Source organism: Hamadaea tsunoensis DSM 44101, assembly GCF_000428945.1.
GTDB lineage: Bacteria > Actinomycetota > Actinomycetes > Mycobacteriales > Micromonosporaceae > Hamadaea > Hamadaea tsunoensis.
The window spans coordinates 1-23,403 of the sequence record NZ_AUAX01000037.1; the positions used below are offsets into that span (position 1 = coordinate 1).

The following is a 23,403-nucleotide window of genomic DNA, read 5'->3' on the forward strand; positions in this document are numbered from 1 at the left end:
AAGACGCGTGAGGTGTAGCCGGAGCCGGTCAGCGTGCTCCGGAACCGTAAACGATCATGCGCGGGGCGGCCAAATTTACACCTCAGCCGTAAATGATCACCCCGTTCGACGCCCACCGCCCACAAGTCGGACAGTCGCGACAAAGGCCCGGGGTGCAGGGGTAGACGGTGACCGGACGACGGAGAAGGATGCGTCGCCCCAGAAACCTGGCAGTGGAGTCCCCGGAGCGCAGCGATAGGGGCGGAACGGTCTCCCGCGGGAGGAGCGGAGGTGAGATCGACGAACCCGGGACATGAATTTGATCGTGAATTTGTCCCGGCGACCCTGCGTAAGGACAAGGATCGCCGGGACAACGAAGGTTCAGACCGCGGTGAGGGAGAAGTCGTCCAGTTGGATCCAGATGTCGCCGTGGTCGGTCCAGACCCCGGCGTAGACGACGACGTTGGTGTTGGCGCCGCTGTTGAAGTTCACGACGACCCTGGTCCACGGGCCCACGGACGTGTAGTGGGCCTCGCTGATCACGGTGTTCCCGGTGGTACGCGCACCCAGGAAGCCGTTGTCGCTGTTGGCGGAGGTTCGGATGAATCCGGTCAGCTGGTAGCTGGTGTTGGCCGTGACCGGGACGGTCTGGTGCACGTCCTGCCAGCCGGCGTTGTAGCGGGCGAAGGCGTTGCGGTCACCGGAGTAGCCCCAGTGTGAGTTGTCGATGCCGCAGTTGCCGTTGCAGGCCCAGAATCCGCCCGTGCCGGTGCCGTTGAGGGCGCCGCGTTCGAAGCTGGGGTCGCCCATCAGGTTCGGCTTGACGATGGTTCCCGCGGTGTTGATGCGTACCTTCATCAGGTAGACGTTGTACGGGTCCCACTGCGACATCGTGAAGTAGATGGTTCCGTTGGCGCTCCACGGATGCATGAAACCGCCGTAGAGACCGGGGTAGTCGGCCGAGCTGACCACGATCTGCGCCGCGCCCCACGGGCCCTGCGGGCTGGTGGCCGCGCGCAGGATGATGTCCTCGCCCTGCAGGTACATCATCAACCACTTCGAGCTGTACGCGTCGTAGCGTACGGACAGTTCGGAGACCGGAGCGGAGACGATCGCGGTGGCGGCGGTGTCGGCGCCTGAGACCCAGCTGCTGCCGTTCCAGTACTGGTACGCGGACTGTGTCAGCATCGACGCCTCCGCGACCCGGGCCACGTACGCGCTGCCGCTGCGCCCGCTCGGCGTCCCGTAGACGTAGACGTAGCCGCCGTCGCGGGCGAACGCCTGCTGCTGGAAATGGTCGGTCAGCGACGGGTTGTTCCAGGTCGGCGTACCCGAGGTGGACCACGTGTTCCCGTTGTCGTCCGAGTACGCGATCCGCGCGTAGTCGGTGTCCCAGGAGCCGGGCGGGCCCCAGTGGTGGACGGACATGTACGAGACGTACTGGCGGCTGCCGACGGCGATGCCGGCCGTCGGGATCTTCGTGACCTCGCCGGTCCCGTCGGGCTGGTGCAGGCCGGGCAGGATCTCCCGGGCCCGGCCGTCGGCGGCGGTCACCGCGCTGGCGAAGTCCATGCCGTTGTCGGGGGTGGTGTCGGAGGAGCGCAGCAGGACGTTGCTGCGCCAGTTGGCGTCGCCGGCGCCGAGGGCTCCGCCGCCGGGGCCGACCCAGGCGTCGCCGAACGTGTCGCCGAACAGGGCCATGACCTGGCCGGCGTTGTTGTCCCACAGGATGCCGAGGTCGGTCGCCTTGACGTTCCAGCGGCCGTAGGTGTTGTTGGGCGAATCCGGTCCGGTGATCTTCTCGATCACCGTGGCGCTGGTGTGCGCGCTCGTCGCCGCGGCGGGTTGCGCGGCGAGCAGGAAGGTCGCCCCGGCTGCGAGAGCCAGGAGACCGGCGGTGGAGCGGGGGATGGACGTGAGCAAGGCCGTACTCCTCCCGATACCGGGCGCCGGAGGGGTTCCGGCGCCCGCCGCTGTGTGGAGACCGGCGTTACGAGGGCAGGCGGGGCGGCTGCGCGCCGAGGTCGGGCACCGGGGCACTGCCCAGGTGCACCTCCAGGTCGTCGGCGCTGGGCGTACGCGGGCGCCGGGCCGTGGGCCGGTCGAGGTAGAACAGGGCCGTGGAAGCGATGTCGTCGCGCAGGGGCAGGTAGCGCCAGCCGGACCGCCAGCCGAGTGCCTGGATGTCGACCCGCAGCCGCTGCGCGAAGTGGATCGGGTCGGGCAGGTGCCAGCGGTACATGCCGAAGCGCTGCTGGCTCACGTAGAGGCCGTCGGGCCGGATGACCTGCGGCATGCCGAGGTAGGGCGTGGAGAACTCGGTGTAGCCGCGACCGGGTACGTCGAAGTTCCAGGCGCCGCCGAAGTAGTCCTCGGTGCCGGTGCCGCAGATGGTGGGGTAGTCCTCGTCGTCGTCGAGGTAGAACTTGATCTCGCCCTCGCCCCACCAGCCGTTGCTGTTGACGCCCCAGGCGAGGTAGGTCCCGACGTAGTGGCCCGCCCCCTCGACGCCTTCGATGATCGTGTGCGGCTTCAGGTACTCCAGCGGATTGCTGCGCCGCCATTGGGCGTGCAGGTAGCCGAGGGCCGAGTAGTCCCCGCCGATCTCGTACGTGATCTGGTAGTAGACGCGTACCTGGACGGTGGACAGGTTCTCGACGGTGAGCCGGGCGCCGTCCTGGAAGGGCATGGGCCAGTAGGAGTTGAAGCCGCCGTGCGGGTTGGCCGCGATGACCTGCGAATTCACCTGGGCGAACTCGCCCCAGCCGGAGCAGAAGAAGTCGCCGTACGGCACCTCGACCGCCGGTTCGGCGGCCCCGTCCCAGTACGCGCGCAGCAGCAGCGTCCGCCAGTTGTCCTTGTGGGTCGTGATCCAGATGTGCGTGATCTTGCCCGCCCCCGGGATGTTCGCGAGGTCGAAGGTCGCGCCCGGCGCGATGTCGACGCTGGGCGAGATCTTCCAGCCCGGGCCGAGGTCGCGGGCGCAGTCGGCACCCGTCCCCTCGGTCGCGCGACCGCCGCCGCCGGCCGACCCGTCGAAGTTCTCGGGGCTGATCGACCGCGTCCGCACCGGGCGTAGGCGGGCGACCGTGCTCAGATCGGGGAAGCTGCTCGTCATGGAATGCGCTCCAACGGCGTTGTCGGGTACCTGTTCGTGCAATCGATTTCATTAAGGTAGAGTTGGCGCGCGGCCGTGTCAACGGTGACGGTCCGCGATCCCCCTGTGGCCGGCGAGATCGCTGAGGAACGTGATGGCAACGATTTATGAGGTCGCAGCCCTGGCCGGTGTCTCGCCCGCCACGGTCTCGCGGGTCTTCAACGGGCAGAACGTCTCCGCCGAGAAGGCCAAGCGCGTACGCGAGGCGGCCCGGTCGCTGTCGTTCACGCCGAGCCGGGTCGCCCGGACGCTGCGGATGCAGAGCTCCGAGGTGATCGCGCTGGTCATCCCGGACATCGAGAACCCGTTCTTCACCTCGATGGCCCGCGGTGTGGAGGACGTGGCGCAGGCCGCCGGCTACTCGGTCGTGCTGTGCAACTCCGACGAGGACCACGGCAAGGAGGCCCGCTACCTGGACATCGCCATCTCCGCCAACATGGCCGGCGTGATCCTCGCGGCGGCCGGGGACAACTGCGACCTCAGCGGCCTGATCGAGCGCAAGCGGCCGGTCGTGGCGGTCGACCGCAGCCCGCACGGATTCGACATCGACGCGGTGACCGTGGAGAACCGGGCGGGCGGCCGGGCCGCCACCACCGCGCTGCAGAAGCAGGGCTTTCAGCGGATCGCCTGCATCACCGGGCCCCGGGACGTCGAGACCGCCACCCAGCGCGCCGACGGCTGGCGGGACGCGGTACGCCCGACCGGCCCCGTCGAGGAGCGCTACCTCAAGTACGCCGACTTCCGGGTCGACGGCGGTCACAAGGCGATGCACGAGCTGCTGGAGATGGCGGAGCCGCCGGACGCGGTGTTCGTCGCGAACAACCTGATGGGAGTGGGTGCGCTGCAGGTGCTGTCGCCGCGCGTGGGCACCGCGCCCGCGATGGGCATGGCGGTCTTCGGCGACCTGCCGTTCGCGGCGATGGCCCCGATGGCGATCACCGTCATCCCGCTGCCCGCCCGCCATCTCGGGGTGACCGCGGCGAAGCTGCTGCTGGACCGCATCAACGGCGACGACCAGCCGCCCCGCACGATCGTCCTGCGCAACCACGCCGCCTGACGCGATTTCCCGGGAACGGCCGCCCCTGGGTGGTTGACGGTGAAATCGATTTCTGACAGGGTGTGGCCCATGCTGAGCCACTCGGCCGTCATCGGCATCGACATCGGCACCTCCAGTAGCAAAGGCGTGCTCGTCACCGCGGACGGTGTCATCCAGGCCACCGCGACCCGCGCGCACGACGTGCTCCGGCCCGCCCCGGGGCAGGTCGAGATGGACGCCGGGGTCTGGTGGGACGAAGCCGTCGGCATCGTGCGCGAGCTGCTCGCGAACCCCGGAGCACCGGCGGCGGGCGCGGTCCGGGCGGTCGGGGTGAGTGGCATGGGGCCCTGCGTCCTGGTGGCCGACGAGGCGGGTACGCCGGTCCGTTCGGCGATCCTCTACGGAATCGATACCAGAGCCACCGCGCAGATCGCCCGGCTGACCGAGGAGCTCGGCGGCGCCGAGACGATCCGGGACCGCTGCGGTTCGGCGCTGTCGACCCAGGCGGCCGGTCCGAAGCTCGCCTGGCTGGCCGAGAACGAGCCCGACACGATGCGCCGCGCGCGCCGGCTCTTCCAGCCGAACTCGTGGCTGGGCTGGAAGCTCACCGGCGCCTACTACTGCGACCACCACTCGGCCAGCCAGTGCGTCCCGCTCTACGACGCGCGCACCCAGCGGTGGTACGCGCCCTGGGCGGACCGGATCGCGCCCGGGATCGACCTGCCGCCGCTGGTGTGGCCGGGGGAGGTCGTCGGGACGGTGACCGGGGCGGCCGCCGCCGAGACCGGACTCGCCGCCGGTACGCCGGTCGTCGCGGGCACGATCGACGCGTGGTCCGAGGCGCTGAGCGTCGGCGCCCACGAGGTCGGCGACCTGATGCTGATGTACGGCACGACGATGTTCCTGATCAACACCGTGGCCGCCCCGGTGACGTCGCCGACGCTGTGGGGCACGGTCGGCGCGCTGCCCGGCACCCGCAACCTGGCCGGCGGCATGGCCACCAGCGGAGCCGTCACGACCTGGCTGGCGGACCTGTTCGGCTCGCGGGACTACGCCCACCTGCTGCGGATGGCCGAGGAGTCCGGGCCGGGCGCGCGGGGCGTACTGATGCTGCCGTACTTCGCCGGGGAGCGGACTCCCGTCGCGGATCCGCATGCCCGGGGCGTCATCGCGGGACTGACCCTCAGCCACACCAGAGGTGACCTGTACCGCGCGGCGTTGGAGGCGACGGCTTTCGGCGTACGGCACAACGTGGAGACGATGGCGGCGGCCGGCGGCGAGATCACGCGCATCGTCGCCGTCGGCGGCGGTACGCAGGGCGGGCTGTGGACGCAGATCGTCAGCGACGTCACCGGGCTGCCCCAGGTGATCCCGAGCAAGACCGTCGGCGCCTCGTACGGTGCGGCGTACCTCGCGGCGTCCTCCGTGGAGCCGGTGGACATCGCCGTGTGGAATCCGCCCGCCGCGATCTGCGAGCCCCGGGCGGAACTGCGGCCGGTCTACGACGAGCTGTACAGGCTCTATCGATCCCTCTATCCGGCCACTGTGGACATAGCTCACGCGCTCACCGCGTACCAGGAAGAGGTGGGGAAGTGAGGGAGCTCGGACCGGAGGCGACGGTCGCGGCCTTTCCCCTGGGCGGGATCGGGACCGGCAACGTGTCGATCGGCGCGCGCGGCGAGTTGCGGGACTGGGAGCTGGCGAACCGGCCCGACAAGGGCGCCCACCTGCCCTTCTCGTTCTTCGCGATCCGCGCGGCGCGCGCGGGCGCGCCGCCGGTGACGAAGGTGCTGGAGTCGCGGCTGGCCGGACCGCACGACGGCGACCAGGGCCACTACGCCGGCAGCCTCGCGGGCCTGCCGCGGCTGGACTCCAGCCGGATGCGCGGCGAGTACCCGTTGCTGCGCATCGGTTTCGAGGACGCGGAGCTCGGCGTCGGCGTGGAGCTGACCGCGTTCACGCCGTTCGTGCCGCTGGACGCGGACGCCTCGGGGATTCCCGGCGCGGTGCTGCGTTACGAGGTGACCAATCCCGGCCCGGATCCGGTCGACGTCACCGTGGCCGGCTCGCTGGCCAACCCGGTCGGGATCGTCGATCGCGACGTCTTCCACTTCCCGAAGTACGCGGGGCAGCCCGACAACACCTGGGTCGACGAGCCGGGCCTGCGGGGCATCCGCTTCGGCACCGACCTGGCCGGCACGGATTTCCGTTACGGGACAGCGGTCCTGGCCACCACCGACGACTCGACGACGGCCAAACCCCAGTGGCTGTCCGGCTTCTGGCAGGACGGCGTCCAGGTCTTCTGGGACGACCTGCGGGCCGACGGCCGGCTCGACCCCGAGACCGCCTTCAGCCTCGACCAGCCGCCCTATCCGGACTGGTTCACCCGGCTGCGCGTCGGCTCGCTCGCCGTCGCCCACCGCCTGGCCCCCGGCGCCACCCAGGCCTTCGAGTTCCTGCTGACCTGGCACTTCCCGAACCGGCGCCGCGCCTGGCAAGGCAACATCAACCTCGACAACACCAACAAGGACCTGGTGGTACGCAATCACTACGCGACCGCGTACGAAGACGCCTGGGCGGTGGCCCGGCAGCTGCGCGTACGCCTGCCGGAGCTGGAGCGCGCGACCCGGACCTTCCACAGTGCACTGTTCGGCAGCTCCCTGCCGCCGGAGGTGATCGACGCCGCGACCGCGAACCTCGTCGTGCTGCGCAGCACCACGTGCTTCCGGCTGGAAGGCGGCCGATTCGCGGCGTGGGAAGGCAGCTTCGAGCACGCCGGCAGCTGCGAGGGCACCTGTACGCACGTCTGGAACTACGCCCAGGCGGCCGCGTTCCTGTTCCCCGAGTTGGAACGCGACGCGCGGCGGACGGAGTTCGTGCACGAGACGCGGCCCGACGGCCGGATGAACTTCCGCGCGAACAGCGTCTTCGGCAACGAGCCGTGGGACTTCCACCCGGCGGTCGACGGCCAGCTCGGCGCGATCGTGCGGCTGTACCGCGAGTGGCGGTTCAGCGGCGACGACGATCTGCTGCGCGAGTGCTGGCCGGGCGTCCGGCGCGCGATCGCCTACGCCTTCGGCGAGTGGGACGCCGACGGCGACGGCGTGCTGGACAGCCGCCAGCACAACACGTACGACATCGAGTTCCACGGCCCGAACTCGCTGGCCAACTCGATGTTCTTCGCCGCTCTCACGGCCGTCGCGCGGATGGCCGCGTACCTGGGGGACGACGACGAGGCCGCCCGGTGTCGCGACGCCGCCGCGCTCGGCGCCGAGCGGATGGACGCGCTGCTGTTCAACGGCGAGTACTACGAGCAGCGCATCGACGACGTGGACGAGCGGCGGTACCAGTACGGCAGCGGCTGCCTGAGCGATCAGGTGTTCGGCCAGCTGCTCGCCCATCTCGCCGGGCTCGGCCACGTGCTGCCCCCCGACCACGTACGCAGTGCGATCGCGGCGGTGTACGCCCACAATTTCCGCCCCGATCTGTCCGGCCACCACAGCGTCCAGCGCACGTACGCCCTCAACGGCGAAGCCGGTCTCGTCCTGTGCTCGTGGCCGCGCGGCGGCCGTCCCCGGATCCCGTTCGTCTACTCCGACGAGGTGTGGACGGGGATCGAGTACCAGGTCGCCACCCACCTCGTGATCGAGGGCCTGGTCGAGGAGGGGCTGCACCTCGTGCGGTCCGTCCGCGACCGGCACGACGGCGTCCGGCGCAACCCGTGGAACGAAGTCGAATGCGGCAACCACTACGCCCGGTCGCTGGCGAGCTGGGGCCTGGTCGTGGCCCTCGCCGGAGCCGACTACGACGCGCGTACGCGGACCCTGACCCTGCGGCCGCGGTGGGGCGGAGACGACGCCCGGCTGCCGTTCACCACCGCGACGGGCTGGGGCGAACTGCGCCTGACGCCCGTGTCCGCCGAGCTCGAACTGCTCGGCGGCGACCTCGACCTGACCGCCGTGGCGGTACACCATCCGCGGCTCGGACCGCTGGGCGCCGGTCCCGTCCTGCTGCGGCCGTACGAGATCCACCAGCTGGCACCGATCAACCCCTTGTCCGAGGAGGACTGACCATGACCTTGTACACCCTGCCCGTGCCGGTCGAGCGCCCGGCGCTGTCGCCGCGCACCGTCTACACCGTGGCCAGCGGCGACCTGCGGCCCAGCGCGAACGTCACCTGCTGGGCGGTGCAGGCCCAGCTGGAGGCCGACGTCGCCGCCGCACTGGGCGACCTGGGCTGGTCGGTGCGGCGCGCCCACGGTTTCGACGACGCCAAGGGCCACGGCTTCATCGACAGCCAGCGGTACGGCATCGAGGTCTTCCGGGGCATCCCGGCCGACGCGCCGCTCATCGTCGTCGACGCGGTCTGGCAGTACAGCCATCACGTGCTGGCCGGTCTGCGTACCCACGCCGGGCCGATCCTCATCGTGGCGAACTGGTCCGGCGAGTTCCCTGGACTGGTCGGCCTGCTGAACCTGAGCGCCAGCCTGACCAAGGCCGGCGTCGCGCACTCGACACTCTGGAGCCCCGACTTCCGCGACGACTGGGCCCGCGACGGCCTGCGTACCTGGCTGTCGGAGGGTTCCGTCACGCACGACGAGTCCCACGTACGCGACCTGCCCGCCCTCGACCCCGCCCAGCCGGAGGTGGAGCTGGGGGTGGCGGTCGCCCGGCAACTGCGTACGGACAAGGCGATCATCGGCGTGTTCGACGAGGGCTGCATGGGCATGTACAACGCCATCATCGACGACGAACTGCTCAACCCGCTCGGCGTCTTCAAGGAGCGGCTGTCGCAGAGCGCCCTGGTCGCCGAGATGCGCAACGTCGCCGACGACGAGGCGTACGCGGCCAAGGACTGGCTGCTCGAACGCGGCTTCACCTTCCACTTCGGCGCCGACGAGGCGTCGGAGCTGACCGAGGCCCAGGTGATCAGCCAGCTGAAGATGTACATCGCGGCACTGCGCATCAGCGACGACTTCGGCCTGGACGCGGTCGGCATCCAGTACCAGCAGGGGTTGAAGGACACGGTGCCGGCCAGCGACCTGGCCGAGGGCCTGCTGAACAACGGCGACCGCCCCCCGGTCACCAGCCGCGACGGATCCCGCGAGCTGTACGCCGGCCGGCCCCTGCCGCACTTCAACGAGGTGGACGAGGGCGTCGCCGTCGACGCGCTGGTGACCAACCGGATCTGGACGGCGATGGGCTTCGAGCCGGAGACCACCCTGCACGACATCCGCTGGGGCGACGACTTCGACGGCGAGTTCGTGTGGGTCTTCGAGATCTCCGGTGCCGTACCGGCCGCGCACCACGGCGGCTACCACAAGAGCTGGAGCATGCGGCAGCCGCCGATGTACTTCCCGCTCGGCGGCGGCACCCTCAGCGGCGTCGCCAAGACCGGCGAGATCGTGTGGTCGCGCGTGTTCATCATGGACGGCGTCCTGCACGTCGACCTGGGCCGCGGGCACGTGCCGGTGCTGCCCGAGGAGGAGACCCGGCGGCGGCTCGACGCCACGACGCCGCAGTGGCCGATCATGCACGCCGTCCTGCACGGCGTCGGGCGCGACCAGCTCATGGCCCGGCACAAGGCCAACCACGTGCAGGTGGCGTACGCGCCGGACGCCGCGGGCGCGGACCGGGCCCTCGTGGCGAAGGCGGCCCTGTTCGCCGAACTCGGCCTCGTCGTGCACCTCTGCGGCGACGTCGACGTCAAATGACCCCCGGCGGCGCCCACGCGTGGATCCGCCCCGGCGCGACGGCCCCGGCCGAACCGCGCTGGGGCCACGCGGACGGTCTCCAGATCGGGCTGGATCCGGCGCTGGGCCCGCGCGGCCTGATCCGGGTCTTCGCGCCTTACCTGGACCATCCGCACGACCGGCTCGTGAACTTCATCGCGGTCGAGCCGCTGCCGGTCGGCGCCACCGACCGCGGCTATTCGGAGCTGGAGTTCAGCGAGCTGGACGGCGTACGCGGCAAGCGGTTCTGGTCGCTCGACGATCCCGCCGCGACACCGGGCGGGGAATACGCGGCGGGCGTGGTGGACGAGGTCGACGGCGTCGGGCGGCTCACCGTCTACATAGGATGCGAGCGGTTCGCCAACGGAGCCGAGGTACGCGTACGCGCCCGGTTCCGGGCCGACCGGCCGCACGAGGTGGCGCTGGCGGGGTTCCGGCTGGACTCCTCGGTGCCGCTGGACCGGCTCTACCTGTCGGCCACCATGGGCAACTGGGCCCGGCTGCGCCGCCTGCATCTCGCCGAACGCGTCGTGACGCCGGCGGAGCTGTGGCCCGGCCACCGCGGCGACGGGTTCACCGAGCACGCCCGGTTCCCGCTGTCCGCCCTGAGGCGTACCGCCGACGGTGCCGCCGTGGTCACCGCCGAGCCCGACGAGCCCGCACCCACGACGGCGGCGTACGCGGACGGGACGGACGGGCACTGGAGATACGTCGGCCGCCGGGCGGTGCAGGGCTGGCGGGCGCAGTCCCCCGGACCGGATCTCGAAGTGCTGGTCAACGGACGGTACTGCTACTGGGCCTCGCAGGCGCCCATTCCGGGCGGGACCTCCTACGAGAACTTCGAGCTGGGCGAGCCGTTCCGCGACGACCCGGACGGCCAGGAGTACGCCTTCACCGTCGAACCCCTCGACTGACCGTGCCGGCTCCTACTGGACGGCGCGCACCAGCAGGTCCTTGAGCTGTTCCTGCTGGTCGTCGTCCAGCCGGGCCAGCGGCGAGTCGATCCCCAGCTGCCGGACGACCTTGCGCCGCATCGCCGCCCCGGCCGGCGTGAGGTGCAGCAGCTTGGCCCGCCGGTCGGTGGGGTGGGGACGGCGTTCGAGCAGCCCCATCTCCTCCAGCCGGTCGGCGACGAAGGTGGCGTTGGAGGCTTCGCAGTGCATACGTTCGGCCAGCGTACGCAGGGTGCACGGCTCGGGAAGCTCGCGCAGCGCGACGGCCTGGGGTGCGGTGAGCCCGAACTGCTCGGCCACCCGCCGCACGTGTCGTTCGATCGACTGGGACAGGGCGTTGACAAGCCCACAGACCGCACTGTCGGACAACGCGGTCGATCGTCGCTTGGGTGGTGCCGCCATCGTCCCATCATAGCTTCCGTTCGACCCGTTACTTCGACAGCTCGAAATGTTCTGGCTTGATCGATCTCCGGGCGGACGGCGGGTACGCGCGGGTCAGGCCCCCGCCATGGCCAGGGTGGTGGACCGGCAGTCCCGGATGATCCGGTCGGACGCCTCAGCGGGCCGCTCGAACAGGGCGAAGTGGCCGCCGGGCAACGTGTGGAAGGCCACTGCGGTGCCCGCCTGCTCCACCCAGGGGAACACGTGCACGGCCGGGGCGAGCGGGTCGTCGGCGCCGCGGAGGACCGTCATCACCGCCCGGACGGGTGGGCCGGCGCGGTACGCGTACCGGTCGACGATCGCCAGGTCGGACCGCAGGGTGGCGAGCATGCGCTCGTCGAGGCCGATCGCGTCGCGCAGCACGGTCCGGGCGATGCGGTGGCGGGCGGCGCTGAGCACGTCCGGGGCCGGGCAACCGGAGACGCCCAGCCAGGACGGGCCGCCGCCGTCGCGTTCGAGGACCCGCGTCAGCTCGTACGCGAGCAGCCCGCCGAGGCTGTGGCCGAGGATCGCGTACGGGGTGGTGAGTTCGGGGCGCAGCACGGATTCCAGGTAGCCGACGGCTTCGCCGACGTCCGTGCAGCGCTGCCCGGCCGGCGCGTAGAACCGGCCGGGCAGGTCGACCGCGAGCAGCCGCCACCGGCGCGGCAGCAGCCGGGCGAACGGCACGAAGCCGGCCGCCGAGCCGCCCGCGTGGTGCAGCAGCACCAGGGTCAGCTCCGGCGGCTCGGTCCCGGCCGGTCGCAGGTCGCGCAGGCTCACGCCGGCACCCGCTGCGCCGGGGCGGCCACGGACGGGGAATCGGCCGGCAGTTCGTGGGCGAAGGCGGCCCGCAGCGTGATCCCCGCCAGCTCGCCGTGGATGTCGACGCTGCGCCAGATGCCCCCGCGCAAGGGGAGCACGCGGGTGTTCGCCAGCCGCACCGTCGCGGGCAGGCGATCTCCGGGAGACGGCAGTGCGACCGCATCGGCCGGGGCGGTGAGCACCGTCTGCATCATCCACAGCGTGTTGCTGCGTCCCCGCGACAGGCCGTCCAGCTCGTACATGAGCACCTGGGCGAGCTGCAGGCTGACGACGAACGCGTCGACCAGCTCCACCGCCGGCTGCCGCGCGCCGCCGACGCCGAGGCCCGCGACGCCCGGCTCCGCGTCGAAGTGCACGTCCGCATGGGCGGTCAGCGACGCGCGATCCACGTCCACCGCCCGGATGTGGTGGCGCCGGGTCGTGAACCCCGCGCCGTAGAACCGGTCCCCGGCCGGTCCGAGCACGGGCTCGAACCCGTCGAGCCCGGCCGCCGGGCCCGGCTCGCTCTGCGCGGCCGGATGTCCGATCTCGCAGCGTACGCGGAACCCGCCGACCGAGCAGTCGTAGCCGGAGTACGCGTCCTGGCGCTGGACCAGCCGCGCGGACAGCTCGATGCCGCCCAGGTCCTCCTGCGGTGCGCCGCCGGCCCGGATGACCGCCTTGCGGAGCACGGCCGCGGACCGCTCGGCCGGGGTGAGCCCCTGCCCGAGGGCGAGGTGGACCTCGGCCAGCTGCACGGCGAGCACCAGGGCGTCGATCGTGCTCAGATGCGGCCGCTGGTCCACACCGTCCTTCGTGGACCAGTCGGCCGGGTACGCGACGTCCACCCGCCCGGTGACGGCCGGCTGGGCCGCGTCGACGGCCAGGCCGTGGACGCGGTACCGGGACCGCTGGTATCCCCGGGAGAAGAACCGCTTCTCGCCGGGGCCGAGGTAGTCGTCGATGCTGTCGAGGAGCAGCCGCCCGTCAGCCAACGCGCTGCACCTCCGGCGAGCCGGCCAGCGCCGCCTCGTACGCGGCCACGAGGTCGCCGACCGTGCGTACGTCGGCGATCGAACGCTCCTCGCCGAACGGGTCGACGCCGGTGGTGGCCTCCAGCTGCATCAGCAGCTGCGCCAGCATGAGCGAGTTGAGCCCGGTGGCCAGCAGCGGATCGGCCAGCGTCCAGTCCGACTGGCCCTCGTCGATGAGCAGGACCGCGTCGATCTCCCGGCGGACGATCTGTTCGACCGGTGTGTCGTTCAGCATGTGATCCCTCCGTCGATGATGAGTGTCTGTCCGGTGATGAAGCCCGACTGGGCCGAGGCGAGGAAGACGACCGCGTCGACGACCTCGGCGGTGGTGCCGAACCGGCCCAGCGGCGTACGCCGGCGGATCCGGTCGCGGTTCTCGCCGGTCACCCCGGCCGTCATGTCGCTGTCGAAGAAGCCCGGCGTCAGGGTGTTGACCCGGATGTTGGCCGGGCCGAGTTCGCGGGCGAGGCTGCGCCCGAACGCCTCCAGCCCGGCCTTCGCGGCCGCGTAGGCGGCCACGCCGCGGTAGCCGCGTACGGCGTTGATGGAGGAGATGTTGACGATGACCCCGCCGCCGCCGAGCATCATGAACCGCGCGCAGCCCTGCGCGAGGACCATCGGCGCGAGCAGGTTGACCGACACCATGTCCTGCATGCGCTGCACGGCGGTCGTGACGAACAATTCCTGGTGCAGCAGGCCGGCGTTGTTGACCAGCAGGTCGACCCGGCCGAACTCGCCGTGCACCGTCTTGGCGAAGCCGCGCAGCTGGGTGAGGTCGCGTACGTCCACCGGGGACCAGTGGTAGTCGGCGCCGTACTTGTCGCGGGCGCGCTCCACGGCCTCGTTCGGCGTACGGCTGAAGGTCGCCACCCGCCATCCCTCGGCCAGCAGCCGCTCGCAGACCGCGAGGCCGAGGCCCCGGCTGCCGCCGCTGACCACCGCCACCCGGCTCACGACGCCACCCGGATCTTCTTGAACCGCTCCGAGTGCTGGTCGTCCTCGGAGATCTCCACGAGCATCGGGATCTTGTACGCGTCGAGCCGGCCCGCGCAGTGCTCGCGTACGCGCCGGTGCACCTCGCGGCGGTCGAGCGGTTCGCTGAGCTTGACCAGGGCCGTGACGACGTGCCCGGTGACGTGGCTGGGCCGCCCGGAGACGGTGGCGTCGGCGATGAACGGCAGTTCCAGCAGGACGTTCTCGACCTCGCTGGGGTAGACCTTCTCGCCGCCGACGTTGATGATCTCGGACTTGCGGCCGAGGATGCGGACGTAGGGGCCGTCGGTCTCGACCGCGTCCTGGGTGTTGAAGTAGCCCTGCTCGTCGAAGGGCGCGGGCGCGTTGAGGTAGCCGAGCATCGCCATGTCGGACCGGATCCACAGGATGCCGTCGCGGATCTGGTAGTCGAAGCCGTCGCCGCCCAGGCGGACCCAGAGGCTGTCGTCGCCGCGCGACTGGGTGGCCATGATGCCCAGCTCGGACAGCCCGTAGGTCTGCTTGAGCCGGACGTGCGGCAGCGCGGCGTGCAGCCGCTGCAGGACGCCGAGCGGCATCGGCTCGGTCCCGTAGGTGATGAGCCGCAGCCCGCTCAGGTCGTGCCGCCGGTACGCGCCGGAGATGAGCAGCATGTTGAGGAAGGTGGGCGTGGTCGGCAGCACCTCGACCCGGTGCTCGGCGATCGCCGAGCACACCGCGTCCGGCGAGCGGTCGGGCAGCGTCACGATGGCGCCGCCCTGGCTGAGCGTGTGCAGGAGGGTGTTGATCCCGCCGATGTGGTCGAGATTGAGGAACCCCAGCGTCCGCATCGCCTTGCGGACCTCGCCGTACTTCGCCAGGGCCCGGCCGAAGTCGAGCACGGTGGCCTTGCTGCGGCCGGTGGTGCCGGAGCTGAACAGGACCAGGCCGGGGACCTCGGCGTCGCGCAGCCGGTCGTAGAGGGGATGGTCGGCCAGGCGGCCGGTGTTGCGGTAGACGCGACCGCGCCCGGGCTCGACCGTGATCACGGTTTCGACCTGGGCGATCTCGTGGAACTCGGCCCTCTTGGCGGCGGGCAGCCGGGTGAGCGGCACGACGATCGCACCGGTGGCGACGAGCGCGAGCAGCCCCGCGCAGGCCTCCACGCTGCTCGGCCCTTCGAGGACGACGACCTGCCCGGGGCGGACGTCGCGGCGGTACAGGTCGGCCCGCCAGCTCTCGATCATGGTGAGTAGGTCGGAGTAGGTCCAGGTTCGTCCATCATGGATGATCGCGTCGGATGCGCCGAAGCCGTGCATCCGCTCGAAGAACCACTCGGTCATGCGTCCTCCGGTGTCTCGGAATGCGTCACGGGAGAGGTCTGGGCGGCCGCCGGCACGGGTACGCGTACCCGCGGCGCGGCCGGCCGCGAAAGCCGGTCAGCGGCATGCGGGGGAAGCCGGTCGGTGGCCGGCCGCGAAGGCCGATCGGCGGCCGGCAGGGGGAGTGGCCGCTCGCCGGCGGGCCCGGGTGCCGGCAGGAGCCGCCAGCCGCTCGCCCGAGCGACCGCCGACAGTTCCCGGTCCCCGTCGACCGCCACGGGCCACCCGGTCAGCCGCATCATCGGCAGATCCGAGACGTGGTCGCCGTACGCCGCGCAGCCCGAACCGGCCACGCCGTGCCGGGCGATGACCGCGGCCGCCGCCGTGGCCTTGGCGGCGCCGATCATGGGCGGGCCGGCCAGCGCGCCGGTGTAGCGGCCGTCGACGATCTCCGGCGCGGCGCAGCAGATCTCGTCCGCCCCGAGATCCGCGGCGACCACGTCGAGGCAGGCGGCCAGCGCGCCGGACACGAGCACGGTCCGGTCGCCGGCGTGCTGGTGGCGGCGCAGCTCGGCGAGGACCGGCTCGTGATAGAACCCGCCCGTACGCAGTTCGGCCCGCAGCCATTCGCCGGCCAGCTCGGCGACGAGGCCCGCGTCGGCGCCGGTGAAGTGCCGGAAGTAGCGGGCGTTGATCTGTTCGCGGGGATGCCCCTGCCGGCTCATCGTCGCGGCGGTGCTCGCCCAGCCGAGGTACTCGGCGGCCGGCCGGCCCAGCCGGGTCACGTAGTACCGCAGGAACCGGTGCATGGTCGACACCGTGGTGAGCGTGCCGTCCACGTCGAAGAAGGCGATCGCCCCGGGGGAGCGCGCCCCCAGGGGATGCTGCCCGTCGGCGGCGTGTGTCGATGCGCTGTGGCCCATGGGGAAATCATGGCAACGGCGGCCGCGCTGTCCCAGCCGTGAATGACACCATTGCCGCCGCCAACAGGGTCGCCGGGCGGTGTCGCGGCCGCGAAGGCGGGCAGCGTGAAACGGCCCGGGGCGAGGGTTTCCCCGGGCCGTTCGTCCTCAATGGTCAGTCGGTCGCGTCGACCGGCTGCCACCGCAGGCGCGTACCGGTGTTGTCGGGCAGGCTGCCGAACACCACGTCGGCGAAGTGGCCGCCGAAGCCGGTCACCTTCTCATCGCTCAGCTCGGCGATGACCGCCTGCCGCGACGCCACGGCCTGCGTACGGTCGAAGTCGTTCGCCGAGCCCCAGCGCGGATCGGCGAACTGGATCGGGGAGTGCAGCACGTCGCCGAACGCGATCAGCCGCTGCCCGCCGGACTCCACTACGTAGGACGTGTGGCCGGGTGTGTGGCCCGGCGTCGACCAGGCTGTCACCCCGGGAAAGACCTCCCGGCCGTCGGCGGCCGGGTTCATCCGCCGGCCCAGCACCTGCGCCCGGCGCGGATCGACCGCGCCGCTCCACCACCGCCACTCCGCCTCACCGGCGAAGAACTGCGCCCCGGCGAACACCTCCCGGTCCGCCGGGCCGCGTACCGCCCAGCCGATGTGGTCGTCGTGCAGGTGGGTGAAGGCCACGACCTCGATCCCGCCCGGCGCGACCCCGAGCTCCCGCAGGCCCTCGACCAGGCGCCCGCCCTCGATCTGCCCGAGCCCGTCGGGCATCAGATGCGCGGGTACGCGATTCCCGCCGAACCCGGCGTCGATGAGCATCCGCCGGTCCCCGTTCTCGACGAGCAGGCCGCCGACCGAGCCGGCCAGGTAGCCCTCACCGTCCAGGCAGTCGGTGCCGGCCGCGAAGTCCTGGGCCGCGGCGCCGCCGAGCCAGCGCGGGTGCATCTGCACGAGGCCGTCGGGAACGTAGCTGACCCGGATGTCCCCGATCATGATCGACCGGGTGGCGGACATCCGCGCCCAGCGTGAGTTGTCGAACACCGGGCCCCCTACTGCCGCGTACCGGTGGCGGCTGCCCGGCTGATCCGGTCGAGCAGGCGGTGGTGCGCCACGGCCGAGGCGAAGTCCGGCACCGTCGTCAGGTTCTCCTCGATGTCGGTACGCAGCTGGACGTACGCGTGGGCGACCCCGGACCACACCTCGTCCCCAGGCACCTGCCGGTACTGCGCCGGCACCGGCAGCGGCTGGAGCGCTTCGTCGCGGGTACGCGTACCGCTGAGGGTGAACTGGCCGAACTGGAGATGGCCGGTGCCGCCGGTGACGAGCAGGTCCCCCTCGGTGCCGTTGATCTCCCAGAGCAGGTTGGTGCCCGCGCTGCTGCCGCCCCGGTAGTGCAGCGCGGCGACGGCGCCGGACTCCAGGACGCCGGTGACGGCGACCTGGTCCTCGATGGTCGAGCGCAGCGGCTCGCCCGTCTCGGTGACGTGCACGGTCGGCCGCCGGGTGGCGGTGGTGGCGCTGACCGACGCGAAGTCGCCGAGGCACTGGGTGAACGCGGCGAGCGTGTGTCCGAAGGGGATGGTCAGCATCGAGGCGCCGCTGGACCGGTCGGCCAGGTACGTGCTGCGGGCGGCGTAGGTGGCGCCCCAGCCGCCGCCGGAGCCGACGAGCGTCGTGGAGAGCACCTCGCCCACGTAGCCGTCGGCGATGAGGTCGCGCAGGTAGCGCACGGCCGGCAGGGAGGTGGCCTGCAGCCCGGTCGCGGTACGCACACCCTGCTCGTCGGCGACCTTCGCGAGCTGCTCGGCCTCGGCGGTGTCGACGGCCAGCGGCCATTCGCAGTAGACCATCTTGCCGGCGGCGAGGGCCGGCAGGATGAGTTCCCGGTGCCGCGGTACGCGTACCGACACGACGACGAGGTCGACGTCGGGGTGCGCGGCCAGCTGCTCGACCGACGAGAACGCCAGCGGCACCTCGTACGCCGACCCGGCCCGGGCGGCCGCCTCGGGTGTCGTGGCGGCCAGGCCGCGCAGTTCGAACCCGTCGACGGCGCGCAGCGCGGGTACGTGGGCCCGCATCGCCCAGCCGAGATCGGCGCTCAGGCCGACGATTCCCACACCCAGCGGTTTGTAGTCACTTGTCATTAACTTACATCTCCCGATATATGGACAACATGGCTGTGCCGGGACGGCAGCACACGGCTGCCGCCCCGGCCCGAGGGGTGGTCGGCGGGGTGGTTACGCGTCGGCGGTCGCGTCCACCGGGGACGCCTGGGGCGCCAGCGGTGCCTGAGCGCGTACGCGGGGCAGCGCCAGGGCGAGGCCGACGGACAGCAGGATGAGAACGGAGGCCGTGTACACCGCCGTCTGGAGACCGTGCGACACCTGGGCCGGCGACGGGTTCGCCCCGCTCGCGGCGGCGGCGACCGCGACGAGCACGCCGAGACCGACCGCCGAACCGATCTGCAGGCCGCAGTTGGCCAGGCCGGAGGCGAGGCCCTGCAGCTCGTTCTCGACCCCGGTGGTCGCCGCGGCGAACATCGAGGTCCAGATGACGCCCTGCGCCAGGCTGAAGATGACGATGCCGGGCACCATCTGCAGGAACGTTCCGCCGTCACCGAGGAACGCGGCGAACAGGGCCATGCCGGCGGCCCCGATCACCAGGCTGATGATGATCGTGCTGCGTACGCCGATCGCCGTCGACATCTTGGCGCCGATGAGCGTACCGATGAGGATGAGGCCGCACGGCAGGATGAACGCCAGGCCGGTGCTCAGCGCGTTCCAGCCGCGGACGGTCTGCAGGGCCAGCGTGATGAAGTACGCGCTGGCGCCGAACGTCGCCATGAAGACGAACGCGATCAGCGTGCCGTAGCGCAGGTTCCTGTTGCGGAACACCCGCAGCGGCACGAGCGGGTTCGCCGTGCGGGACTCGATCGCCAGGAAGGCCGCCAGGAACGCGGCCGAGGCGAGGAAGCTGCCCAGCGTCACCGGGTCGGTCCAGCCGGCCTTCGGCCCGTTGACCAGCCCGAACACCAGGAGCAGGGCTCCGCCGGTGACCGTGACGGCACCCGGCAGGTCCAGCCCGCCGCTGCGCTGGCCCGGCGGGTCCGCGGGGACGACCCGCAGCGCGATGAGGCCGACGACGAGGGCGAGCGGGACGTTCACGAAGAACACCGCCTGCCACCCGAAGACCTGCGTCAGCACGCCGCCCAGCAGCGAGCCGACGACCATGCCGGAGCTGCCGGCCGCGCCCCACACGCCGAGGGCCTTGTTGCGTTCGGCGCCCTCCTTGAACAGGGTGGTGATGAGCGACAGGGTGGCCGGGCCGAGGACGGCGCCGCCGATGCCCTGCACCGCGCGGGCCCCCACCAGCAGGCCCGGCGCCGTCGCCAGGCCGCCCGCGACGGAGGCGACCGCGTACAGGGCGAGGCCCACCATGAACAGCCGGCGCCGGCCCAGCAGGTCGGACAGGCGGCCGCCGAGCAGCAGGAAGCCGCCGAACGTGACGCCGTACGCGCCGATCACCCACTGCAGGTCCTGACCGGAGAAGCCGACCTTGCCACCGATGTCGGGCAGCGCCACGAACACGATGCTGTAGTCCAGCGCGATGATCAGCTGGGCGAGTGCCAGCGACACCAGCACCAGCGCGGGATGCCGCACGGGGCTTGCTTGGGTCATTGTCTCCTGCACCTTCCTCGACGAACGTCGATTCGCCCGTGACCGGGTCCGCCGTCGGCGGCCGCACGGTTGATCACTTCTGTTGAAAACAATGCAGCGGAAATAGTTCTGACTCGCACTATACGGTAAGCGCCGATCGTGGTCGCTGGCAAGATGTCGGCGCACAACACGCCCGAGGAAGTGCGCAGATGTTTCGACCTTGAAACGAATCTGCTCGTCATGGCCGGGTCAGGTGCCGCTCGCTCCAGCCCTCGAGATGCCCGAGCAGGTCGACCAACTCGGCGCCGACCGGCGTCAGGCGGTAGACGGACCCGCCGTCGGAGGCCGCCGGATGATCGATGAGGCGCCGGTCCTCCAGCCGCCGCAGCGACTCCGTCAGCGGCCGATTGTGGACGTTCTCGCCGGTCGAGAGGGTGATGACCCGTTGCAGGTCGGTGTAGCGCATCGGGCCGCCCCGAAGCACCTTGAGGATGTTGACCGACCATCGCAACTTGATGACCGCGACTACGTGATGGATCGCGCCGGGCATGCTGCCTCCCCGTGGAACCGTGTCAGTTCGTATCGAAGCTATTATATTTTTAGTTCGTTACGAACTCGATGCATCCGCCCATGAATATCCTGAGCGGCAACACATCTCGTTTGACCGGTCCGGCGCGGGGTACGGGCAGGGCCACGACCGGAACGCGAACGAAGACGGGGATCGATCATGCGTACGACGGCGTGCCGGATCCCGGCGGCGGGAGCGGCGCTCGACGGCGACCTGGACAGGCCGGACGGGGCCACCGGGATCGTGCTGTTCGCGCACGGCAGCGGCAGTTCCCGGCACAGCGCCCGTAATCGGGCGGTCGCCGCGGAGCTGCGCCGGCACCGCCTGGCCACGCTGCTCGTCGACCTCCTCACGGCCGAGGAGGAGGTCGTGGACGCGCGTACGCGGGAACTGCGGTTCGACATCGACCTGCTTGCCGACCGCCTCATCGGCATAGTCGACTGGCTGGGCGGGCAACCGGAGACGGCCGCCCTGCCGGTGGGCCTGTTCGGGGCGAGCACCGGCGCCGCCGCCGCGCTCGTCGCCGCCGCCGAGCGTCCGCTGGCGGTCCGGGCCGTGGTGTCGCGCGGCGGCCGCCCGGATCTGGCCGGCCCCGCCGTGGCGCGGGTGGCCGCGCCGACCCTGCTCCTCGTCGGCGAGCGCGACCCGGAGGTGCTCCGGCTCAACGAGGCCGCCCGCGAGGCGCTGCGGTGCCGGACGCTGCTGCGGGTCATCCCGACGGCGACCCATCTGTTCGAGGAGCCGGGCACCCTGGAACAGGTGGCCGCGCTGGCGGCGGAGTGGTTCGGCGAGCAGCTTGCGCCGTGGGAGCACTCCGCCGGCCCGGCCCGGTAGCGGAACGGCCCGGCCCCGCGTACGCGGGACCGGGCCGGTGCGGCAGGACGGGTCAGCAGGCGCCGTTGTCCGTCCAGACGCCCTGGCTGTTGTTGCCGGGGATGTCACCCTGGGTCCACCACTTCGCGGTCCACTTGTGGCCGCCGTAGGAGACCACCGCACCGCCGTTGTACGCGGTCGTCGCCACCCACGCGGCGGCCGTGCAGGTTCCGGTGGGCGGGGGCGAGGACGGCGTACCGGAGCAGGCGCCCTGGTCCACCCAGACCGAGGCGGTGCCGGGGGTCTCGTTCTGCGTCCACCACTGGGCCTTCCACGTGTGGCCGTTGTAGGACACCAGCGCGCCACCCGTGTACGCCGTGCTGCTCACCCAGGCCGGCGCGGTGCAGCCGCCGGGCGGCGCCGAACTCGTCGAGGTCGACGGCTGGGTGGTGGGCGGAGTGGCACCCGCGAACCGGGCGGTGTACTTCGTGAACTCCCACGCGGTCTGCGGCACGCTGCTGCACGTACCCGACGTCGTGCTCTGGTTCGGGTCGGCGCACTGCCGGTCGCGGTTGACCGACCAGTACGTGTACCGGGCCAGGTGGTGACCGGTCGCGTAGTCGAGGACGGTCTGGAAGTCGGCCTGCCGGAAGTACTCGCCGGCGTCACTGCGGCCGTTCATCATCGACACGCCCTCGTGCGCGTACGCGTTGTCGCTGCTCCAGCCGAACGTCGTCATGAGCAGCGAGTGGAGCGCCTCGAGTGCGGCGGTCTGGCTGGACCCGCCGTTGAAGCCGCCGTCGAACGGCATGATCGAGTAGTTCGCGGGCGTGAAGCCGAGGCTCTTGGCGTCGTTGAACATCTGCTGCCCGAACCAGCCGGTGCCCGCGGCGGTTCCGGCGGTGGTCACCGACACGTAGAGGCCGGGGTTGTTCTGCTGCAGGATCTGCGCGGCGCCGAGCTCGTTGTGGACGGCCGCCGCGTTCTCGTACTCCGGCTCCTCCAGGTCGAAGTCGATCGCCTTGAGCGCGTACTTCGTGACGACCTGCTGGTACGCCGCGGCCGTGGCGGCGGGGGTGCCGCACGTCTGGCCGAGCTTCGTACCGCCGTAGCCGCCGATCGAGACGCTCACGTCGCCGCCGTTGGCGCGGATGCGGCTGATCAGGTTGGCCGCGTCGGTGTCGCCGGACACGGCCCGGGTCCCGTCCCACGTCGGCGAGCAGCCGCCGCCGTTGGGGGCGAGGATGAACGCGAGCTGGAACGCCTTCTGGCCGGTCGCGTTCATGACCTCGACCGGGTCCGGCGGGCTGTTGTCGAACGGCATCAGGTACGGAGCGGACGCGTACCAGTTGCTGGTCAGCGCGGCGTTGGCGGACGGGGCCGAGACGACGACCGCGGCGGCGACGGCGAGCGCTCCGGCGCCCACCGCGGCGAGGGCGGCCAAGGTTCGTCGGTGCACGTTCCTACCTCCTGAGCTGGGGGCTGAGCTGGGGAAGAAACTGTTAATAACCTTAATAGGTCGCGACTATACACCGACGTCAATCCCACGGGAAGACCAAGATTTCTGCCCGGAACAGCATCGTGGCCCGCCTCCCCGGTGGGGGTGCGGGCCACGGGAGCCGGCGGTCAGCCGATCGAGCGGCGACCCCGCGCGCCGGCGATGAGGAACACGCCGAGCGCCGCGAGTCCGATCTGGAACACCAGCTCGATCCAGTCCACGCCGGGGGTGGTCGCGACGCCGACGACCTGCGCGAGGGCGGTGCCGATGATGGCCGCCACGATGCCGACGACGATGGTCAGCCAGATCGGCATGTTCTGCTTGCCCGGTACCACGAGGCGGCCCAGGGCGCCGATGACGAGACCGACGATGATGGCGGAGATGATGCCCGCGACAGTCATGATGGTGCCTCCAGAGGGGATGTTTGATCGCAATTGCTGCGTTGTGTCCGCGCGGTGTTGATTCCCTGCGCGGAGTCCGGTCAAACATCGCCTCGGCAACGGCCGCGAGACGGAGGCGGAAAGTGGCGGGCCCGGGTGGGGCCCGAGTTCGCCGGCCCGCCACTCCCGCCGATCGTA

The 23,403-nt window shown here is 71.3% G+C and carries 21 protein-coding genes; 6 read left to right on the top strand and 15 right to left on the bottom strand.

Going from position 1 to position 23,403, the window contains the following annotated elements; all coding sequences use genetic code 11:
- Positions 1–360 precede the first annotated feature (360 nt).
- Entirely contained in the window at positions 361–1,902 is a 1,542-nt protein-coding gene (locus tag G401_RS50525) for a DUF4185 domain-containing protein (RefSeq protein ID WP_051367615.1), read from the bottom strand.
- A 67-nt stretch (positions 1,903–1,969) separates the two neighbouring features.
- Entirely contained in the window at positions 1,970–3,097 is a 1,128-nt protein-coding gene (locus G401_RS0134995) for a glycoside hydrolase family 172 protein (protein ID WP_027346159.1), read from the bottom strand.
- A 133-nt stretch (positions 3,098–3,230) separates the two neighbouring features.
- Between G401_RS0134995 and G401_RS0135000 the strand changes: the two genes are divergently transcribed.
- The 5 genes from G401_RS0135000 to G401_RS0135020 all read left to right on the top strand — a co-directional run bounded on the left by G401_RS0135000 (position 3,231) and on the right by G401_RS0135020 (position 10,817).
- Positions 3,231–4,193, top strand: a complete 963-nt coding sequence (locus tag G401_RS0135000; protein WP_027346160.1) for a LacI family DNA-binding transcriptional regulator — start codon at positions 3,231–3,233, stop codon at positions 4,191–4,193.
- Positions 4,194–4,262: 69 nt separating this feature from the next.
- Positions 4,263–5,768, top strand: coding sequence for an FGGY-family carbohydrate kinase (locus G401_RS0135005; RefSeq protein WP_034594046.1), 1,506 nt, complete (start codon positions 4,263–4,265; stop codon positions 5,766–5,768).
- Complete coding sequence (locus G401_RS50530; RefSeq protein WP_034594047.1) at positions 5,765–8,242, top strand: GH116 family glycosyl-hydrolase; 2,478 nt, start codon at positions 5,765–5,767, stop codon at positions 8,240–8,242. Before G401_RS0135005 ends, G401_RS50530 begins: the two co-directional genes overlap by 4 nt.
- Before the next feature lie 2 nt (positions 8,243–8,244).
- The gene (locus tag G401_RS0135015; protein ID WP_027346162.1) at positions 8,245–9,885 is read left to right on the top strand and encodes a fucose isomerase; all 1,641 of its coding nucleotides are present in this window, start codon (positions 8,245–8,247) and stop codon (positions 9,883–9,885) included.
- Positions 9,882–10,817: a hypothetical protein gene (locus tag G401_RS0135020; RefSeq protein WP_027346163.1), complete on the top strand. Its 936-nt coding sequence runs from the start codon at positions 9,882–9,884 to the stop codon at positions 10,815–10,817. Before G401_RS0135015 ends, G401_RS0135020 begins: the two co-directional genes overlap by 4 nt.
- A 12-nt stretch (positions 10,818–10,829) precedes the next feature.
- Here the strand turns inward: G401_RS0135020 and G401_RS58460 are convergent, their stop codons facing one another.
- From G401_RS58460 to G401_RS0135075, 11 genes are all read right to left on the bottom strand, one after another.
- On the bottom strand, positions 10,830–11,258 hold the full coding sequence (locus G401_RS58460; protein WP_027346164.1) for a MarR family winged helix-turn-helix transcriptional regulator: 429 nt from the start codon (positions 11,256–11,258) through the stop codon (positions 10,830–10,832).
- Positions 11,259–11,351: 93 nt separating this feature from the next.
- Positions 11,352–12,059: a thioesterase II family protein gene (locus tag G401_RS0135030; RefSeq protein WP_027346165.1), complete on the bottom strand. Its 708-nt coding sequence runs from the start codon at positions 12,057–12,059 to the stop codon at positions 11,352–11,354.
- Complete coding sequence (locus G401_RS0135035) at positions 12,056–13,075, bottom strand: AvrD family protein (protein WP_027346166.1); 1,020 nt, start codon at positions 13,073–13,075, stop codon at positions 12,056–12,058. The genes G401_RS0135030 and G401_RS0135035 overlap by 4 nt, the downstream gene beginning before the upstream one ends.
- Positions 13,068–13,349 carry a phosphopantetheine-binding protein gene (locus G401_RS0135040; protein WP_027346167.1) on the bottom strand — a complete coding sequence of 94 codons (282 nt, stop codon included), beginning with the start codon at positions 13,347–13,349 and terminating at the stop codon, positions 13,068–13,070. The genes G401_RS0135035 and G401_RS0135040 overlap by 8 nt, the downstream gene beginning before the upstream one ends.
- Entirely contained in the window at positions 13,343–14,068 is a 726-nt protein-coding gene (locus G401_RS0135045) for an SDR family NAD(P)-dependent oxidoreductase (RefSeq protein WP_027346168.1), read from the bottom strand. Before G401_RS0135045 ends, G401_RS0135040 begins: the two co-directional genes overlap by 7 nt.
- Complete coding sequence (locus G401_RS0135050; protein WP_027346169.1) at positions 14,065–15,408, bottom strand: class I adenylate-forming enzyme family protein; 1,344 nt, start codon at positions 15,406–15,408, stop codon at positions 14,065–14,067. Before G401_RS0135050 ends, G401_RS0135045 begins: the two co-directional genes overlap by 4 nt.
- The gene (locus G401_RS50535; protein WP_051367616.1) at positions 15,405–16,310 is read right to left on the bottom strand and encodes an HAD family hydrolase; all 906 of its coding nucleotides are present in this window, start codon (positions 16,308–16,310) and stop codon (positions 15,405–15,407) included. Before G401_RS50535 ends, G401_RS0135050 begins: the two co-directional genes overlap by 4 nt.
- A gap of 154 nt (positions 16,311–16,464) precedes the next feature.
- Positions 16,465–17,304: an MBL fold metallo-hydrolase gene (locus G401_RS0135060; RefSeq protein WP_034594055.1), complete on the bottom strand. Its 840-nt coding sequence runs from the start codon at positions 17,302–17,304 to the stop codon at positions 16,465–16,467.
- A 35-nt stretch (positions 17,305–17,339) separates the two neighbouring features.
- The gene (locus tag G401_RS0135065) at positions 17,340–18,434 is read right to left on the bottom strand and encodes a Gfo/Idh/MocA family protein (RefSeq protein ID WP_027346171.1); all 1,095 of its coding nucleotides are present in this window, start codon (positions 18,432–18,434) and stop codon (positions 17,340–17,342) included.
- A gap of 93 nt (positions 18,435–18,527) precedes the next feature.
- Positions 18,528–19,967: an MFS transporter gene (locus G401_RS0135070; RefSeq protein WP_027346172.1), complete on the bottom strand. Its 1,440-nt coding sequence runs from the start codon at positions 19,965–19,967 to the stop codon at positions 18,528–18,530.
- A gap of 217 nt (positions 19,968–20,184) precedes the next feature.
- Complete coding sequence (locus tag G401_RS0135075; protein WP_051367618.1) at positions 20,185–20,496, bottom strand: winged helix-turn-helix transcriptional regulator; 312 nt, start codon at positions 20,494–20,496, stop codon at positions 20,185–20,187.
- A gap of 177 nt (positions 20,497–20,673) precedes the next feature.
- On the opposite strand from G401_RS0135075, the gene G401_RS50540 reads away from it, so the two are divergent.
- Positions 20,674–21,348 (top strand): dienelactone hydrolase family protein, encoded by a 675-nt coding sequence (locus tag G401_RS50540; RefSeq protein WP_034594048.1) that lies wholly within the window; start codon positions 20,674–20,676, stop codon positions 21,346–21,348.
- A 52-nt stretch (positions 21,349–21,400) separates the two neighbouring features.
- Here the strand turns inward: G401_RS50540 and G401_RS50545 are convergent, their stop codons facing one another.
- Both G401_RS50545 and G401_RS0135090 read right to left on the bottom strand, forming a co-directional pair.
- Positions 21,401–22,786 (bottom strand): carbohydrate-binding protein, encoded by a 1,386-nt coding sequence (locus G401_RS50545; protein WP_084557972.1) that lies wholly within the window; start codon positions 22,784–22,786, stop codon positions 21,401–21,403.
- Positions 22,787–22,953: 167 nt separating this feature from the next.
- On the bottom strand, positions 22,954–23,226 hold the full coding sequence (locus G401_RS0135090) for a GlsB/YeaQ/YmgE family stress response membrane protein (protein WP_027346174.1): 273 nt from the start codon (positions 23,224–23,226) through the stop codon (positions 22,954–22,956).
- Positions 23,227–23,403: the final 177 nt, after the last annotated feature.

What these genes read in the sequence shown, in the direction of transcription:
- G401_RS0134995 (WP_027346159.1), bottom strand. Translation starts at nt 3,097, where the DNA reads ATGACGAGCAGCTTCCCCGATCTGAGCACGGTCGCCCGCCTACGCCCG.
- G401_RS0135000 (WP_027346160.1), top strand. Translation starts at nt 3,231, where the DNA reads ATGGCAACGATTTATGAGGTCGCAGCCCTGGCCGGTGTCTCGCCCGCC.
- G401_RS0135005 (WP_034594046.1), top strand. Translation starts at nt 4,263, where the DNA reads ATGCTGAGCCACTCGGCCGTCATCGGCATCGACATCGGCACCTCCAGT.
- G401_RS0135015 (WP_027346162.1), top strand. Translation starts at nt 8,245, where the DNA reads ATGACCTTGTACACCCTGCCCGTGCCGGTCGAGCGCCCGGCGCTGTCG.
- G401_RS0135020 (WP_027346163.1), top strand. Translation starts at nt 9,882, where the DNA reads ATGACCCCCGGCGGCGCCCACGCGTGGATCCGCCCCGGCGCGACGGCC.
- G401_RS58460 (WP_027346164.1), bottom strand. Translation starts at nt 11,258, where the DNA reads ATGGCGGCACCACCCAAGCGACGATCGACCGCGTTGTCCGACAGTGCG.
- G401_RS0135040 (WP_027346167.1), bottom strand. Translation starts at nt 13,349, where the DNA reads ATGCTGAACGACACACCGGTCGAACAGATCGTCCGCCGGGAGATCGAC.
- G401_RS0135050 (WP_027346169.1), bottom strand. Translation starts at nt 15,408, where the DNA reads ATGACCGAGTGGTTCTTCGAGCGGATGCACGGCTTCGGCGCATCCGAC.
- G401_RS50535 (WP_051367616.1), bottom strand. Translation starts at nt 16,310, where the DNA reads ATGGGCCACAGCGCATCGACACACGCCGCCGACGGGCAGCATCCCCTG.
- G401_RS0135060 (WP_034594055.1), bottom strand. Translation starts at nt 17,304, where the DNA reads ATGTCCGCCACCCGGTCGATCATGATCGGGGACATCCGGGTCAGCTAC.
- G401_RS0135065 (WP_027346171.1), bottom strand. Translation starts at nt 18,434, where the DNA reads ATGACAAGTGACTACAAACCGCTGGGTGTGGGAATCGTCGGCCTGAGC.
- G401_RS0135070 (WP_027346172.1), bottom strand. Translation starts at nt 19,967, where the DNA reads ATGACCCAAGCAAGCCCCGTGCGGCATCCCGCGCTGGTGCTGGTGTCG.
- G401_RS0135075 (WP_051367618.1), bottom strand. Translation starts at nt 20,496, where the DNA reads ATGCCCGGCGCGATCCATCACGTAGTCGCGGTCATCAAGTTGCGATGG.
- G401_RS50540 (WP_034594048.1), top strand. Translation starts at nt 20,674, where the DNA reads ATGCGTACGACGGCGTGCCGGATCCCGGCGGCGGGAGCGGCGCTCGAC.
- G401_RS0135090 (WP_027346174.1), bottom strand. Translation starts at nt 23,226, where the DNA reads ATGACTGTCGCGGGCATCATCTCCGCCATCATCGTCGGTCTCGTCATC.